This window comes from Ochrobactrum sp. AN78 (assembly GCF_029909885.1).
Classification (GTDB): Bacteria; Pseudomonadota; Alphaproteobacteria; order Rhizobiales; family Rhizobiaceae; genus Brucella; species Brucella quorumnocens.
In genome coordinates, this window is the sequence record NZ_JASAMU010000001.1 from 13333 (window position 1) to 26532 (window position 13200).

The window sequence follows — 13200 nt, forward strand, 5'->3', positions numbered from 1 at the left end:
GCCGGAAATGCTCTAAAGTCGGTCCGATGTTTGATCTGGTTTCACACTATTGGCCACATATTCTGGCGGTCCTGTCGATCGTTCTCGGAGCGATAGCAGCTATTCACGCGACGATGACTAAAGATGAGGTGCGAACGGCACTTGGCTGGGTCGGCGTCATCGTACTTTCCCCAATCGTTGGAGCGGTGGTCTATGCGCTGGCGGGTGTAAATCGCATCCGACGCAGCACGCTCGGCCATCAGCGCGACAATATGGGGAATATTGCGCTTTACCATCTCTCGCATTTTGACACGACGAATGATCTTGTGCGCGCTGCTTTTGGTCGGCAGTTCGGAGCAATGAAAATCCTTGGCGACACTGTCAGCCTTTATGATTTCACGAGCGGCAACAACATCAGGATGCTGGAGACCGGCGACGAAGCCTATGCCGAAATGCTCGAAGCCATCCGTAAGGCCGAGCGCAGCATCATGCTGGAGACTTATATTTTTGACCGTGACGCCATTGGCGAGCAGTTTGCCGATGCCTTGGGTGAGGCGGTCAAACGCGGTGTGGAAGTGCGGGTTCTAGTGGATGCGGTCGGCGCGCGTTATTCCATTCCAAGCATTGTCAACTTGCTGAAAGAAAAAGACATTTCTGTTGATGTGTTCAATGGCAACATCATCATGGGACTACGTTTGCCTTATGCCAATTTGCGCACGCACCGTAAAATTCTGATTGTCGATGGCAAGCTGGCATTCACGGGCGGCATGAATATCCGTGCTGGCTTTGTGAAAGCCATTGCGGGTGATGCGGTTGCGTTTGACACGCATTTTCGCGTTGAAGGCCCGGCAATCGCCGATCTTTTCCATGTTGCATCCGAGGACTGGCGCTTTGCGACTGGTGAATTGCTGACGGGCGACGCCTGGAGCATTGCTGCACCAAAGGATCCACCTGGCACAGGTAAGCTGATCCGTGTGGTTGGTTCAGGGCCGGACAAGAACATTGAAACCAATCACCGCATGATGATGGGCGCATTTTCGATTGCTCAGGAGCATATCCTGATTATGTCGCCCTATCTTCTGCCAGATCGTGAACTCATCAGTGCGCTGGTCACTGCGGCGCGGCGCGGTGTGTCGGTGGATGTCGTTGTTCCTGGCGTTAATAACCTGAAACTCGTGGATCGCGCCATGCGAGCGCAGTTCGATCAGCTGCTTAAAGGTGGTTGCCGTATATGGCGGGCGGGCGGCGCCTTCAATCATTCCAAGCTGATGACGATTGACGGCGCATGGTCCTATGTCGGCTCGTCCAATCTCGACGCGCGTTCCTTGCGACTGAACTTCGAGGTCGACATGGAAATCCTTGATCGCGATATCGCGCTGCAGGTGGAAGAACGTATCGGCAAGGTGATTGATGTGAGCCGTGAAGTGAACCTGACACGGCTCAAAAACCGCCCCTTCTATGAGCGCCTCATTGACCGGATTATCTGGCTCGGCTCGCCTTATCTCTAGAGTATTTCCTGTTTAAGATGAATCGTTAGACATGCGTCTCACTATTTGTTTTACGCATGTTTTTATCCAATAACCGGCTCCCACTTTTGGGCGATGTGCTCTGGAGCCGTTCCAAAGTTCAATCCCAACCGGACTGCTCTAGTGGATTGAATTTGACGTTTGAATCCCAATTGACACACACGCTGTTTCAAACGTCAAATTTGAAAAATCCACTAGGTTCATAAATTTGCTAGTGGTCTGCTTGATTCCGACATTTGTCCGATGCCTGTATCCGAGGTATGCAAATGTCGGAATCAGACCACTAGCTGTCCGAACTCGAGTTACTCGTCAATAGAGAAGGGTTGAACTCTTCCAGAAGCTGCGCGGCTGTCTTGAGATCAAGATGCGCCTTGATTGGCAGATGGTCAGAGGCCGTGCGCGCCAGTGGCGTATTATGGACTTCAACAGCTGTTACCAGATTATGTGGCGTACCGAGAACCCGATCGAGCGCAAACACCGGAAAGCGCGAGGGAAAGCTTGGTACTGCCGTCGCCACATGGTTGAACATTGGCATGAGCGAGGCCAGCGACGAACGCTTGCCAACGCGCCATTCATTGAGATCACCGATCAATAGTGTCGGTAATGTATCGGCTTCCTGCAGGGCTGAAAGAATGCTTTCTGCCTGCTGTTCGCGTGAGCGTTTCAAAAGCCCGAGATGGGCGGCAATGACTCGCAAGGGGCCTGATGCAAATTGCAGGTCCGCGACGAGCGCTCCACGCGGTTCTACACCTGGAAGCGACAGTTGACGGACATTGCGGACCACGCCTTCGCGAAACAGCAGCACGTTGCCATGCCAGCCATGGCCTTTCGGCATGGTTGAGGTAATTGGTACTGGGACGAGGCCGTGGCGTTTTTCGAGCAGGCCAAGATCAAGCAGACCGGAACGCTCGCCAAAGCGCTTGTCTGCCTCTTGCAAGGCAATCACGTCTGCGTCGATTTCACTGATGACATCGGCAGTGCGCTGAGGGTCGAAGATCTTGTCGACACCAATGCACTTGTGCACGTTATAGGACGCAATAACGATATCGCCTTCAGTGACGTTGGTGTGAAGCGGCCTGAAACCCGGTCGATTCCGGATGGCCGTCAGTATCTTTTTGGAAATTCGACCTGGGTCTTTTTTCTTCTGCACCCGCTTGCTGCCCCATGTGGTTAGCTAGAGCATTTCCTATCTAAGATGAATCGTTAGAAATGCTCTATCTATTTGTTTTTACGCATGTCTTTATCCCAAAATCGGTTCCCGCTTTGGGAGGCATGCTCTAGAACTGTCTGGATACCCATATAAATAGGGCATTTTGCAGTTTGAACAGTATTTGCGGATCACAGATTGCTGAGAAGTTTGTTTTTCCACTTGGTCTATCGTGTGATGAAGCGGACAATCCGGTCGACAAGCCCGGTATAAGGCGGCTTGATCATGTCCGTTGATGCAGGCTTATATTTCGTCAGAACCGGCATAGCCTTGGAAAAGGTGAGGAAGCCGTCTTTGCCGTGATAGTGTCCTATGCCGCTATGGCCCACGCCACCAAAAGGTAAATCCCCACAGGCGAAATGGTAGAGGGTGTCATTGATACAGACGCCGCCTGCAACGACATGAGAAAGTACAGTGTCGATTTCAGCGGTATTGTCGCTGAAGCAATAAAGCGCCAGTGGTCGCTCCTGCCCCAAAACATAAGCGATTGCCTCATCAATTGATCGATAGCTGATGATCGGCAATAAGGGGCCAAAAATCTCTTCGCTCATGATTGCGCTGGTCGGCGCTGGCTCAAGGATTGCGGCTGGTGTCATCAGGCGTGGATGGCTTGCAGCGGCAGAGGCATTCAGAAGCGGGATGATGGCTTCGCTTTTATCTTCCGCATCATGCAACAGATTGGAAAGACGCGCATATTGCATATCATTGATGATAGTCGTGCGGTCGTTTTCAGCCGATGCGCCATTATAACGCTTCTGTGTTTCTTCTCGTAGCAAAGCAATGAATGCATCGCGTTTGCTTTGATGGATCAGTACGTAATCGGGAGCAATGCAGGTTTGACCTGCATTGAAGTATTTGCCCGTTGCGATAGAGCTGGCCGCACGTTTAAGGTTGCTGTGATCGCTGATGATTGCGGGCGATTTGCCACCCAGCTCCAGCGTTACGGGTGTGAGGTTTTCTGCAGCTGCTTTCATGATCTTGCGACCGACAGCCGTCGATCCTGTGAAGAACAGGTGATCGAAGGGCAGGGCGGAAAACTCTGCTGAAAGACCAGCGTCACCAAGAATGACCGTTGCCCGATCATCCGGAAAAGCGTCGGCAATCAGTTTTTGCAGGAATTCGGACGTATGTGGCGTGTGCTCTGAGGGTTTCAGGAACACGTGGTTTCCCGCAGCTATTGCCGCCACAAGGGGCGCGAGTGCAAGATTGACCGGATAATTCCACGGCGAAATGATACCAACCACGCCAAGAGGCACAAAGCGCAGTTCTGCTTTTGCTGGCCAGAGTTTCCAGCCAGCCTTGCGATGCTGTGGTTTCATCCATCGCTTGAGGTGATGAAGTGTGTGGTCAATCTCGGCGAACACGACGCTTGCTTCACCCAACAGCGTTTCATGAATCGAACGGTTTCCGAAATCCGCATTGATGGCTTTTGCCATATCATCGAGACGTTCATGAAGCAGCTTACGCAGGCGACGCAGGTCATCAATGCGCTGTTCAAAAGGTGGGCGATGATCGATCCAGTTTTGCCGCAGGTGTTGGAAAGTCGTTTGCAATGTTTGCTGTGATGAAACGGCTTGATCAGCGCTCATAGGCAAAGTTCTCCGTTGAGCGTGCAAAAAGGAATTGTGCCACATAATAGGTGCTGAGCACCCAAAGCCCGGCGAGGGGGATTGATGTATAGAAACGGTTAAAGGCGAGCAGCGTGTCGCTTACCATGAAGAACAGACCACCCGCAGCCGCGAGTGTCGCGCTATAGCGCAAGGTGGGTGAGAGTTTGTCTGAAAGTGCACGACTAACGGCCTGCGCGGCCATCACGCCAATTGCGGTTGCATAAATGACAACCGGAACTTTCATTGCCGACGGCAGAGAAGTCCACAGGCCTGCGATAATTGCAATTGCGAGGACGGCGAAAATCAGGAAAACGAGTTTGTTTTCAGCAAAGCGCGTCTTGCGACACAATGCATAAATGTAAATGCAGTGGGTGATGAGGAAACAGATCAGCCCGACCAAAAAATAATCGCCCGGCAGCATCAAAAAGAAATCACCAGTGGCGGCAAAGGCCAACCCTAGCGCGATTGCAAATCCATAGCTTTTTGAGATGAGGCGCGGAGCGCACCAGATCGCACAAAGCAGCAGTAATGTTGCGGTGGGCTTGGTCAGATAATGTAGCCAACGCCAGAAGGGTATTTCCCCATTCTGGCTCAGCACGCTGCTTAACACGGCGCAAATCGCGCTTACCAGAAACAGCCGGTAAAACAGGCCATTTCTTCCGAAATCGAGCAAGCCTTTGCGACGCATTTTTCTCCCCCTCTTGCTTTATCTCAGGCTGATATTGTTCTGGTTATTAAGCTTTTTGATCCAATTGGAGCGGCTCCAGTTAAGATTGAATCGTTGGCCGCGTCTCACTGTTTATTTTTTATGCATTGGCCTCACGCAAAGCTGTTTCGCACTTTTGGCTCAATGCTTCATTCGTTTGTCTGCTCAGCCTCACGACGACGTTTACGACCGATCCGTTCCGCACGCGTTGAGAGTTCAGTATTCCCTTCGAGGTCTGATTGCAGAATGAGACCATGCTGCCTAAGCCAGCGGATTATCTCCCCAAACTCAAGATCGTAGGCAGGTTGATCCATCTGATTTGTCCTTCAAATCGCATTGCGCAGACGAAGGATGCGCGGAGTTCTCGCATGTGGCAAGGCCCAAAGCATTGTGGGGCAATGAAGCGATAGTCGGTTAACTATTTATTAACCAATCCTGCTCACTATAGGGCCATAGCTGTTGTCGTGACTGCGGATGTACCAGCACTGACAATAGCGCAAAAAGGCCGGCTAATTGCCCGGCCTTTTTCTTTTTCAGGGTTCAATTTCCCAATAGTACGGCAGGACAAGCTGTTACGCAGAATGCGAAGGGGCGGAACGGCTTGGGGCGTCCGATTTGTTATTGCCCCAATCACGATCCTTACGGTCTGTCGACTGACATCCCGATGCTGCCAGAGCAATTGCCACCACGGCGATGAGCGAGAGTGCTTGCTTCTTCATGTTATTCATTTTCTTTGGATTTCGAACTCAAACGTTCGGGAAACTTGCGCGTTGAGCAGGAAGCCGGAAAGCTTGAAATGCGAGAGAAAAGGATAGAGACGGCGCGTGTCTTTTGATCGAAGACACCCCCGTTTCCATCAGCCCGACATGGCAGTGATTTAAGCCTATCCACCCGTGCCCGGTCTAGTTTGAAACCGTTGATTTTCGGGTTCATTCATATTCAAGAAGCGGTGCTCACAGGTCGTTTTGTGCCTGTTGATAAAGTTGCTACGCTCTTGGTGAAAGGAAACTGTCAGCGGAAATTTGGGCAACAAAAAAGCCCGCTTTCGCGGGCTTTTTGGGGTGCTTCTCGACCTTGGTAGTGGTCTGAAGACTTGGAAATGGTGCCAGAAGAGCACTCGTATTTAGATGATAATGAATTGATTTATAGTGGCAATTTAATCAACATATTTCTATTTTACCACAATATTTACCACAAAATTAAATGGTACCCCTATTGCATCGCAGCTTTTCCAGTCAGGTGCGACCTTCCTCGCGGATCAATTCAATATTGCGGGAAGAACGCTCAATATGATTGCAACGGTAGCCACAAGCATTGTCGCAACGCGTATGGCCATCCGCCGCTCGTAATTTACTAGTTCCGCTCGAATTGCCTCGCGTATGTTCATGGTAGGAGTATAGCGGGCAATGCGACGGGCGGAAAACAGGTGCTGAAAGATTTCAGGCTGGAGCGAGGCTTTTGACTTCTTCGACGAAATCCCTAACGAACTCCGCCGCATCTTCTGGGGTGTAGTCGTCGTCGCCTACCTGCATCAGCAGGTCAGTCAGAACTTGGCCGGCTTCCTCCTTGTCATTGAAGCTGACATATGCCGCCTCAAAAGCTGCAATCGTGTCGTCCGAGCAAGCTTCGACGGTGTCACGAAGCATTTCCAATGACTGCATGGCGCCGTCATAGGTTTCATCTTCCGAACTATCGCGCTGGTCGTGCCAATAATCGACCTGGCGCTGGAAGCTATCTTTCAGGAATTGCGTATACGTCATAGTCTCCCTCTGTTCGTGAATAGATTTGTCATGGATAGGCATCGTCGCATGCAACGGCAACCGCTTCTTTCAGACCTTCGACAATCTCGTCAAACACATTTCTTTGGTCATAGTTATTTGGTTTGCTGGTACGAAGCCGTAACATCCTCACGGCTCATGGTGTGTTGGATCTCCGGGCACATGTCGTACCGGCGCAAAACCTCTGCCAGCGATACGAGAGCGGGTACGACATATCCGCCACGCCCGGTCGGTGCCAGCTTGTAAACGGTCATACCGTCGGCGGTAGCCTGAATGGAATCAGTCACTGGTTCGTCTCCAGATTTTAAGGGGAAGGGTTACTGTTGCTGAGTGGCAGAGATAGTAGTCAACAGTGCAATCTGTGCTTCTATCTGGCGACGGCATTCCACTATGTCGATCCGCCATGGCTTATAGGAAAGCAGTTCAATTTGTTCGCGGAGGGCTTCAACTTTCGCCAGAACCGGATTGCTGGCACGTAGAGCGGCATCCTTGGCGCGCTTCCACGAAAGTATCAACAGCCAGTTGAATGTGCCGCGATTGAAAACCCGTTTGCTGTACTGGCGCCGATAGCTGGCCCATGCTTCATTCATGATGGCTGACAGGTTAAACATTTTCTTGCTCTCTCTTGTGTGTGCTGTTAGCATAAAAGTAATGCTTTCAGCATATGCTGTCAACACATATTGTGTGCTATTAGCACTATAATGGAGACAAGATGACGCCGGAACAGTTTAAAATGGCGAAAGCGGCCTTAGGACTAAGCAATCCTGAGCTAGCTGAAAGGACGGGATTGCATAGAAATACCTTGAACAAACTTGATCAAGGCGCGGGAAAGGATTCTACCGTGCAGCATGTGAAATTGGCACTCGAAGCAGCAGGCGTCCAATTTCTCGAAGATGGACAGGTTGCAGGCGGGCCGGGAGTGGCGTTGAAAGTTAAACAATGAGGGTCAAACTCCCCGCCCCAGTCGCAGCTATCTATTTAGCTGTAGAAGAATTATCGCGGATGTATCCGGGCCGAAAGTTCACGCCTGACGGACACCTTGTCGGATCTATCGGTGAGGTAGTCGCCGCTGAAGCGCTTGGACTTACGCTCTACCCCAGTTCAAACCCTGCACATGATGCGTATGATGCGAATGGATGCAACGTCCAGATAAAGATGACCGCAGGGAAAAGTGTAGCGATGTATGCCGATTGTGAGCGGCTGGTCGTATTGAAAGTCGTATCCCCTCATGAGGCAGAGATTGTATATAACGGGAGCGGGTCGATTGCGTGGGAGAACGCAGGGAAAATGGGCAAAAATGGACAGCGCCCAATCTCAGTGTCTAAGCTGAGGAGTATTGCACGAGGTGCTGAAGGAGCACATTGAGGCTATGAGTGAACCATCCCTCAAGCGACTAACCAGCGGCATTGAGGCAGAATATTTTGTTTTATCACAACTTTACCGTTTAGGATTTGATGCTCACATCACTTTGGGTTCAAGAAAATCCATCGATATAGCGGTGATACTTTCTGATGGGACCGCGATATCTATAGATGTGAAATCCGTGAGAGGTTACTCATCTTTTCCAGTCGATAATGTCCTGCAAAAATCAGGGCATTTTTTAGTCTTCGTTCCGTATGACAATCGAAAAGACGATACCGCTTTCTTTCCTAAGACGTTCATCGTCCCCAGCGTTGATTTAATTCACATTCAAAAGGATTTTAACGGAAAGCGACGCGTTCTTAGACGTAAGCTGAATGGGGGTGGCTATTTGAATGCGTGGCACCTTTTAGGTGAGATTTGATCGCTATTTGAGGATAGTTCCCGGCATAGTCGATACATCCGGCAACTTGCTGCCACAATTAAATTGTGATTTAAGTAGCTGAATAAAATGTACAATTTAATTCATATTCTGCTCAAGAAACCGTTCTAACGAAGAAATAAATAACCTAGTGTCACCAAAAAAATTTGGATAGGCATTTTGTAGGTCTGTAAGCGAGTCCACCGAAACAAGAACAGCTTGATTAGTGGTTTTAGAAAACTTCTCTTCGATAGAAGCGTATTCAATCCGTGCAGCTCGCGATAGTTGGCTCGGATAGGATTTAAAAAGAATTCTGTTTTCATCCGGACGCAACTCTAGGAGATACCAGTAGTCCTTACCTTTTTTATACCCCTGCATGTGCTTCGTAATTTGTGCGTATGAACGCAACTTGTAGATAACATTAAGCTCATTTGTGAGATGCAGCAGCTCAGCGTGAAGTTCTTTAATATCATTCGGCGTGCCAGGAACTGTTGGGCAGTTTTCATAGACTGCGTGTACTGAGCTCACTAATGAAAAGAATCGTTTCCAGTTTTCCGATCCGTTACCAAATTTTAAGTTTTCCCCGGTGAAAGCATCAACCGTCTCCACGGCGGTAGCCCAAGAGTGTTGCAGTTTGGTCCTAATTTGGATCTCAATACGTAGCCTGTCCCAAGGAGAAGCGCTTGCTCTTCCTTTAAATCTATATCGCATGTGGATACTACGATAACCGTCTTCTTTGGGGTGGGAGATGTAATTATCTATTTTTGTTAGCGAATGATTGAGAGGCTTTTCCGTATACAGCGCCATCAATTGACGCAGTTGTCGCGGACCTGACAGGATAGCTCGACACCCACCAACATCTTGCATCTGCGACATCTGCATGCTCGAACGTCGTCTAAGTTTTCGTAAGATTGAATCGAGCCGTTTCAGGCGTTGAGCAACAATCGCGTTCTTGTCAATCGACCGGACACGGTTTTTTAACGTCATCGAAAGCGCGTTCAAGGGATAACCGTGAGCGCTTCTCCAATTAAAAAGGTGATTAATGGCTTGTTGGAAGTCATCAATATGGCATTCTTCCGCAAACATTGATTTGCAGAACTTATCTAATTGATTCATGCTCATTTTGGGCTTCTCGTAAGCCATATCACCGTCCCGGTATTAGGCGGCAGGTTATCTGCCTGTCATGAAATGTGTCGATACACCAAGCTCGAGCTTCACTTACAACTCTTGCTTTTTGCGGCATTCTCAATCGCGTTGACCTTGCCTTTCGACACGGCAACCTGTCCTTCCTTATCGCCGCCAAAAGTGCTCGAAGCTGGAACGCCGATCAGAAATACACCAACAGCGTCACCGGTCGCGGCTTCATTCTGCTGCTTTGACAAGCTTGCGAGGGTCGTTCGCTCTTTCACGAGTTCACTTGCCAATCCTTGGCAGCTGAGATTGGTATAAGCGGCCATTGGAATATCGACCGGCACAATCGCGTCAGGACGCTTTGCACATGCAGTGGAAAGCGCGCTGACGGTCAGCACAGCAATAATAAGCTTTTTCATGAGGTTCCCCTTTGCCCGTCTTGATCTGTGACAAAGGCTGGGTGAGTCGTCAATATTATGCTTTAGTAGCTGATGCTTTCATGCGGGTGACTTCGGGGACAAAGATGTTTATAGATTCTAGTGAAATTCTCAGCCAGAACGACAAAATTCTCAGGGCGAGCGAATGGGGAATGGAGAACGTCGAGTTTGCAAACAAAGCAATCGATGTTCTTCGCTCCGCATCATATTTGCCTTTAGATGATGCCGACGACATCACTCTGCTGCGGTTAGCAATTCGGCTGATAAATTCTGCCGGAGCAGCGGGCATTTCTTCGATGAATGGCTACTATCAACCCGCCGCATCAAATATCCGCGACATCATCGAAGTTGCTTTTCTGCTCGATTTGTTTTCGCGCGATTTATCACAGATTGAAAAATGGCGAACGGCTGATAAAAAAACGCTTTTTAGCGAGTTCCGCCCACTCAGCATTCGTCAAAAACTCGACAAATTTGATAACCCGGAGGGCGGAGAGCTTTCTTTCCGTAATGATGCATACAAACTTTATTCTGAACATGGCACACACATGAAGGCCAATGCCGTTATTCTCATGAGCCCAAACATGAACACGATTGTGGGCCCATTTCCTGATGCTGAACGGTTACTTGGTCTGAGCTTTGACATCGCTCGTTATCTCGGCGCCGGAACATTCTACCTATTTCGATGTCTTAACCGCGAAATGGAGAACACAGATCAATTAGAAGCGTTTGTGTCATTCAGTCGGATTTTTTTAGACGCGCTCAAACAATTTAAAGCCCGAACAACAAAGCCCGATTTGTGAAGCTACGCCTTATAACTTACAGTCTGTCCGTTATCCGCCGTTATAAAACGGAGCCTGCGCATAATGATTACGGCCTATATCTGCTCTGCTGCGCTTAGTGCTGGGGTGTATCTCATGCTGAGGAGCAAGCCACCGAAGACGCGGCTCACAATCGCCACCAGCGTATTCTTAGTGCTGTGCGCGCTGCTCACCGTCTGGTTCATCAACACGGGTGGCACTTACGGCATCATGGGCAAAAATGGCATTACTCCGGATTGGGCAAATGAAAATTAATCCCTAATGATAACAAACAGGATTGCGCCCGCCCGGTTTGCTGTATGCGCTATTACGTCCGCATAAACGTCCATTTCGCATTCTGTCGTATGGGCAATCGCACGTTCCTACATAAGCAGAACGCGCTGGTTGTCCCGAACGACGCGCTGGAGCAACGCGAGCCGCAACAGGCGGTGCAACCGACCTAGAAGGGTTAGCTGCCTTCGGCGGTGCGATGGGTGGCTTTTCTGCCAAATACTGCTCAGACACCCAACCAGTACGATTGTCGTAAGACACACTGAACCAGCCGGATCGATAGTTCAGAGCTGTCACCACTTTGCCTCGCTGGATTGAGGTGATGATTTTTGCCGAAACAGAAGGTTCCTGCCTCATATTTACGTTAGCGGTAGCATACACCGATTTACCCACCAGCGGATGACGGTCTGTTGATGGAGGCGGCTGTTCCGTCTGCCGTAGCGAAGTCGCCTGCACGAAGCCCAGCGGTTGAATTGCAGGTTCGGGAGATTTGATAACAGGTTGCGAAGCTACAGGCGCTGAGGCTGGAACAGTCTGCGGATCGTCCTTACCGAAGACCTTCACAAGAACGAATAGCACAGCTGCCCCCAGTATCCAATTTTTCGCCTTCGACAATCTTGAATCCCCCAATCCCCAGACAGATCAAAGCAAAATTGTCGAAGGCTGTCGAGATAGGTCCTCACTGAATGCCCTTAGCCTTTCGACTGGATTGCTCAGCAATAACAAAACAGTCGGGCGCGAAGCCATTCGCCCGAGCTAGATCGGACTCCGCGTCGTGCTGTTCCTCCAGCGGCTCGGGCTCAAGGTCTGGATTATCGTCCATCTGATCCGGCATGTCGATCAAGCGCTCAATTTCGACAGCAACGGAAAGAAGGTCTAGTTTCATTCGACCCTCCAGCTAACAGAAATTTCAACATCGAGAGCAATGATTGCTTTGCAGTCCGCAGGTGGGCGATGTCAGTTTTATAGCCAGTCACCTTTCCAAAAATAGTACTTGGTGTCCCGCCAACTCATCGAGAGCTACCATTGAGTAGCGCAGTTTCGCGGAACGCTGGCGGATATCGTCCAAGATAGGATACCCTGCTGCGAGCTTCGCCCGGATTTCTATCCGCCAGACAGATTTCCACCATTACCGGCTGAGACGCTGTAGGCGCATTGGCCCCGCTGCTTCAGCGGGGTTATTTTCGCGTTAGTATATCGGCGAAGGCTCGATCCGGACGGTAAATGCACGGGATCTGCATTCCTTCCTCGAAGTTGGTAAGAAGTTTGCTGACTGGATCAAAGACCGTATCGAGCAGTATGGTTTCGCCGAAGAAACTGACTATGTGACTTTTTCCCAAAACGGGGAAAAAGGTCGCCCAACGGTTGAGTGCGCCATTTCGCTCGACATGGCGAAAGAGCTTTCGATGGTTGAGCGCAACGAGAAGGGAAAACAGGCACGTCAGTATTTCATTGAATGTGAGCGCCGCGCCAAAGACCCGCTAGCTGCTCTCAATGCCCCTGCCGCGATGCGCGGTTCGTCGCTTGCCATATGCCGATATGGGACATGTGTGTAGCGCGACACTAATAAGGCACATCAACCCTAAATGCCTTTGCCGTTCGCTATCCCGATCAGCATCAACCATGCCTTGCCTGCTACCCATGCACCCACACATGCAAGCCAAGCGAGACAATGCTAAGGCCATGGTATGAGGGGTCAATAGGTGAGGTGATGCATAGGCATGAAAGCAAGGCTAGAAGCCGATATCTGCAAAGCCACATAGAAGGCCATAGAGAGGCGTCTGTAGTGAGTGATCCACACCCGCATGAATGGATGCAAACATGCGTATGTGGCCCGCTATGGGGCAAATGCGATGCATCGAGAAAGCTTTAGGGACCGTATATGTCTTGCATGGCCTGCGGGGCGCAGCTCCCCGGCATAAAACGCAATTTTTTCATTACTAGGGGGGTTCCCTCGT

18 protein-coding genes and 1 pseudogene are annotated in these 13200 nt (G+C 50.1%); 7 read left to right on the forward strand and 12 right to left on the reverse strand.

Translation table 11 applies throughout. From position 1 onward, the window contains the following. The first annotated feature begins 26 nt into the window (after positions 1–26). Entirely contained in the window at positions 27–1487 is a 1461-nt protein-coding gene (cls, locus tag QBD00_RS00080) for a cardiolipin synthase (RefSeq protein ID WP_095447268.1), read from the forward strand. Between the two features lie 301 nt (positions 1488–1788). Here cls and QBD00_RS00085 read toward each other — a convergent pair whose 3' ends face one another. The 8 genes and pseudogenes from QBD00_RS00085 to QBD00_RS00120 all read right to left on the reverse strand — a co-directional run. Further along, entirely contained in the window at positions 1789–2655 is an 867-nt protein-coding gene (locus tag QBD00_RS00085) for an endonuclease/exonuclease/phosphatase family protein (RefSeq protein WP_095447267.1), read from the reverse strand. A 224-nt stretch (positions 2656–2879) separates the two neighbouring features. After that, the gene (locus tag QBD00_RS00090; protein WP_318578376.1) at positions 2880–4301 is read right to left on the reverse strand and encodes a coniferyl aldehyde dehydrogenase; all 1422 of its coding nucleotides are present in this window, start codon (positions 4299–4301) and stop codon (positions 2880–2882) included. After that, positions 4291–5010, reverse strand: coding sequence for a lysoplasmalogenase (locus QBD00_RS00095; protein WP_318578377.1), 720 nt, complete (start codon positions 5008–5010; stop codon positions 4291–4293). The genes QBD00_RS00090 and QBD00_RS00095 overlap by 11 nt, the downstream gene beginning before the upstream one ends. A 167-nt stretch (positions 5011–5177) precedes the next feature. Next, a complete protein-coding gene (locus QBD00_RS00100; RefSeq protein ID WP_157743471.1) occupies positions 5178–5342 on the reverse strand; it encodes a hypothetical protein in 165 nt (54 codons plus the stop codon). 258 nt (positions 5343–5600) lie between these two features. Then, on the reverse strand, positions 5601–5747 hold the full coding sequence (locus tag QBD00_RS00105; protein ID WP_191793549.1) for a hypothetical protein: 147 nt from the start codon (positions 5745–5747) through the stop codon (positions 5601–5603). Positions 5748–6467: 720 nt separating this feature from the next. Next, positions 6468–6788 carry a hypothetical protein gene (locus tag QBD00_RS00110; protein ID WP_134157835.1) on the reverse strand — a complete coding sequence of 107 codons (321 nt, stop codon included), beginning with the start codon at positions 6786–6788 and terminating at the stop codon, positions 6468–6470. A gap of 113 nt (positions 6789–6901) precedes the next feature. Continuing rightward, positions 6902–7093 carry a hypothetical protein gene (locus QBD00_RS00115; RefSeq protein ID WP_318578378.1) on the reverse strand — a complete coding sequence of 64 codons (192 nt, stop codon included), beginning with the start codon at positions 7091–7093 and terminating at the stop codon, positions 6902–6904. Positions 7094–7225: 132 nt separating this feature from the next. Then, positions 7226–7417: pseudogene (locus QBD00_RS00120) on the reverse strand (hypothetical protein); the annotation flags it as partial. A gap of 101 nt (positions 7418–7518) precedes the next feature. Here QBD00_RS00120 and QBD00_RS00125 point away from each other — a divergent pair. The 3 genes from QBD00_RS00125 to QBD00_RS00130 are packed head-to-tail and all read left to right on the forward strand — an operon-like array spanning position 7519 to position 8589. Continuing rightward, complete coding sequence (locus tag QBD00_RS00125; protein WP_318578379.1) at positions 7519–7749, forward strand: helix-turn-helix domain-containing protein; 231 nt, start codon at positions 7519–7521, stop codon at positions 7747–7749. Next, on the forward strand, positions 7746–8171 hold the full coding sequence (locus QBD00_RS23595) for a DUF6998 domain-containing protein (RefSeq protein WP_412534973.1): 426 nt from the start codon (positions 7746–7748) through the stop codon (positions 8169–8171). The genes QBD00_RS00125 and QBD00_RS23595 overlap by 4 nt, the downstream gene beginning before the upstream one ends. Before the next feature lie 4 nt (positions 8172–8175). Beyond that, positions 8176–8589 carry a hypothetical protein gene (locus QBD00_RS00130; protein WP_318578380.1) on the forward strand — a complete coding sequence of 138 codons (414 nt, stop codon included), beginning with the start codon at positions 8176–8178 and terminating at the stop codon, positions 8587–8589. Between the two features lie 96 nt (positions 8590–8685). Here QBD00_RS00130 and QBD00_RS00135 read toward each other — a convergent pair whose 3' ends face one another. Continuing rightward, a complete protein-coding gene (locus QBD00_RS00135; RefSeq protein WP_318578381.1) occupies positions 8686–9729 on the reverse strand; it encodes a RelA/SpoT domain-containing protein in 1044 nt (347 codons plus the stop codon). A 71-nt stretch (positions 9730–9800) separates the two neighbouring features. Beyond that, positions 9801–10136 carry a hypothetical protein gene (locus QBD00_RS00140; protein WP_318578382.1) on the reverse strand — a complete coding sequence of 112 codons (336 nt, stop codon included), beginning with the start codon at positions 10134–10136 and terminating at the stop codon, positions 9801–9803. A gap of 11 nt (positions 10137–10147) precedes the next feature. Between QBD00_RS00140 and QBD00_RS00145 the strand changes: the two genes are divergently transcribed. Both QBD00_RS00145 and QBD00_RS00150 read left to right on the forward strand, forming a co-directional pair. Then, positions 10148–10954, forward strand: coding sequence for a hypothetical protein (locus QBD00_RS00145; protein ID WP_318578383.1), 807 nt, complete (start codon positions 10148–10150; stop codon positions 10952–10954). Positions 10955–11068: 114 nt separating this feature from the next. Beyond that, positions 11069–11227, forward strand: coding sequence for a hypothetical protein (locus QBD00_RS00150; protein ID WP_318578384.1), 159 nt, complete (start codon positions 11069–11071; stop codon positions 11225–11227). A gap of 3 nt (positions 11228–11230) precedes the next feature. Here the strand turns inward: QBD00_RS00150 and QBD00_RS00155 are convergent, their stop codons facing one another. Then, a complete protein-coding gene (locus QBD00_RS00155) occupies positions 11231–11599 on the reverse strand; it encodes an SH3 domain-containing protein (protein ID WP_318578649.1) in 369 nt (122 codons plus the stop codon). Positions 11600–11921: 322 nt separating this feature from the next. Continuing rightward, entirely contained in the window at positions 11922–12128 is a 207-nt protein-coding gene (locus QBD00_RS00160; RefSeq protein ID WP_318578385.1) for a hypothetical protein, read from the reverse strand. 325 nt (positions 12129–12453) lie between these two features. On the opposite strand from QBD00_RS00160, the gene QBD00_RS00165 reads away from it, so the two are divergent. Further along, positions 12454–12798, forward strand: coding sequence for an antA/AntB antirepressor family protein (locus tag QBD00_RS00165; RefSeq protein WP_318578650.1), 345 nt, complete (start codon positions 12454–12456; stop codon positions 12796–12798). The last annotated feature ends 402 nt before the right edge of the window (positions 12799–13200 follow it).

Excerpts from the sequence above, each read along its gene's own strand:
- cls (WP_095447268.1), top strand. The coding sequence starts at position 27 with ATGTTTGATCTGGTTTCACACTATTGGCCACATATTCTGGCGGTCCTG.
- QBD00_RS00090 (WP_318578376.1), bottom strand. The coding sequence starts at position 4,301 with ATGAGCGCTGATCAAGCCGTTTCATCACAGCAAACATTGCAAACGACT.
- QBD00_RS00095 (WP_318578377.1), bottom strand. The coding sequence starts at position 5,010 with ATGCGTCGCAAAGGCTTGCTCGATTTCGGAAGAAATGGCCTGTTTTAC.
- QBD00_RS00100 (WP_157743471.1), bottom strand. The coding sequence starts at position 5,342 with ATGGATCAACCTGCCTACGATCTTGAGTTTGGGGAGATAATCCGCTGG.
- QBD00_RS00105 (WP_191793549.1), bottom strand. The coding sequence starts at position 5,747 with ATGAAGAAGCAAGCACTCTCGCTCATCGCCGTGGTGGCAATTGCTCTG.
- QBD00_RS00110 (WP_134157835.1), bottom strand. The coding sequence starts at position 6,788 with ATGACGTATACGCAATTCCTGAAAGATAGCTTCCAGCGCCAGGTCGAT.
- QBD00_RS00125 (WP_318578379.1), top strand. The coding sequence starts at position 7,519 with ATGACGCCGGAACAGTTTAAAATGGCGAAAGCGGCCTTAGGACTAAGC.
- QBD00_RS23595 (WP_412534973.1), top strand. The coding sequence starts at position 7,746 with ATGAGGGTCAAACTCCCCGCCCCAGTCGCAGCTATCTATTTAGCTGTA.
- QBD00_RS00130 (WP_318578380.1), top strand. The coding sequence starts at position 8,176 with ATGAGTGAACCATCCCTCAAGCGACTAACCAGCGGCATTGAGGCAGAA.
- QBD00_RS00135 (WP_318578381.1), bottom strand. The coding sequence starts at position 9,729 with ATGGCTTACGAGAAGCCCAAAATGAGCATGAATCAATTAGATAAGTTC.
- QBD00_RS00140 (WP_318578382.1), bottom strand. The coding sequence starts at position 10,136 with ATGAAAAAGCTTATTATTGCTGTGCTGACCGTCAGCGCGCTTTCCACT.
- QBD00_RS00150 (WP_318578384.1), top strand. The coding sequence starts at position 11,069 with ATGCTGAGGAGCAAGCCACCGAAGACGCGGCTCACAATCGCCACCAGC.
- QBD00_RS00155 (WP_318578649.1), bottom strand. The coding sequence starts at position 11,599 with ATGAGGCAGGAACCTTCTGTTTCGGCAAAAATCATCACCTCAATCCAG.
- QBD00_RS00160 (WP_318578385.1), bottom strand. The coding sequence starts at position 12,128 with ATGAAACTAGACCTTCTTTCCGTTGCTGTCGAAATTGAGCGCTTGATC.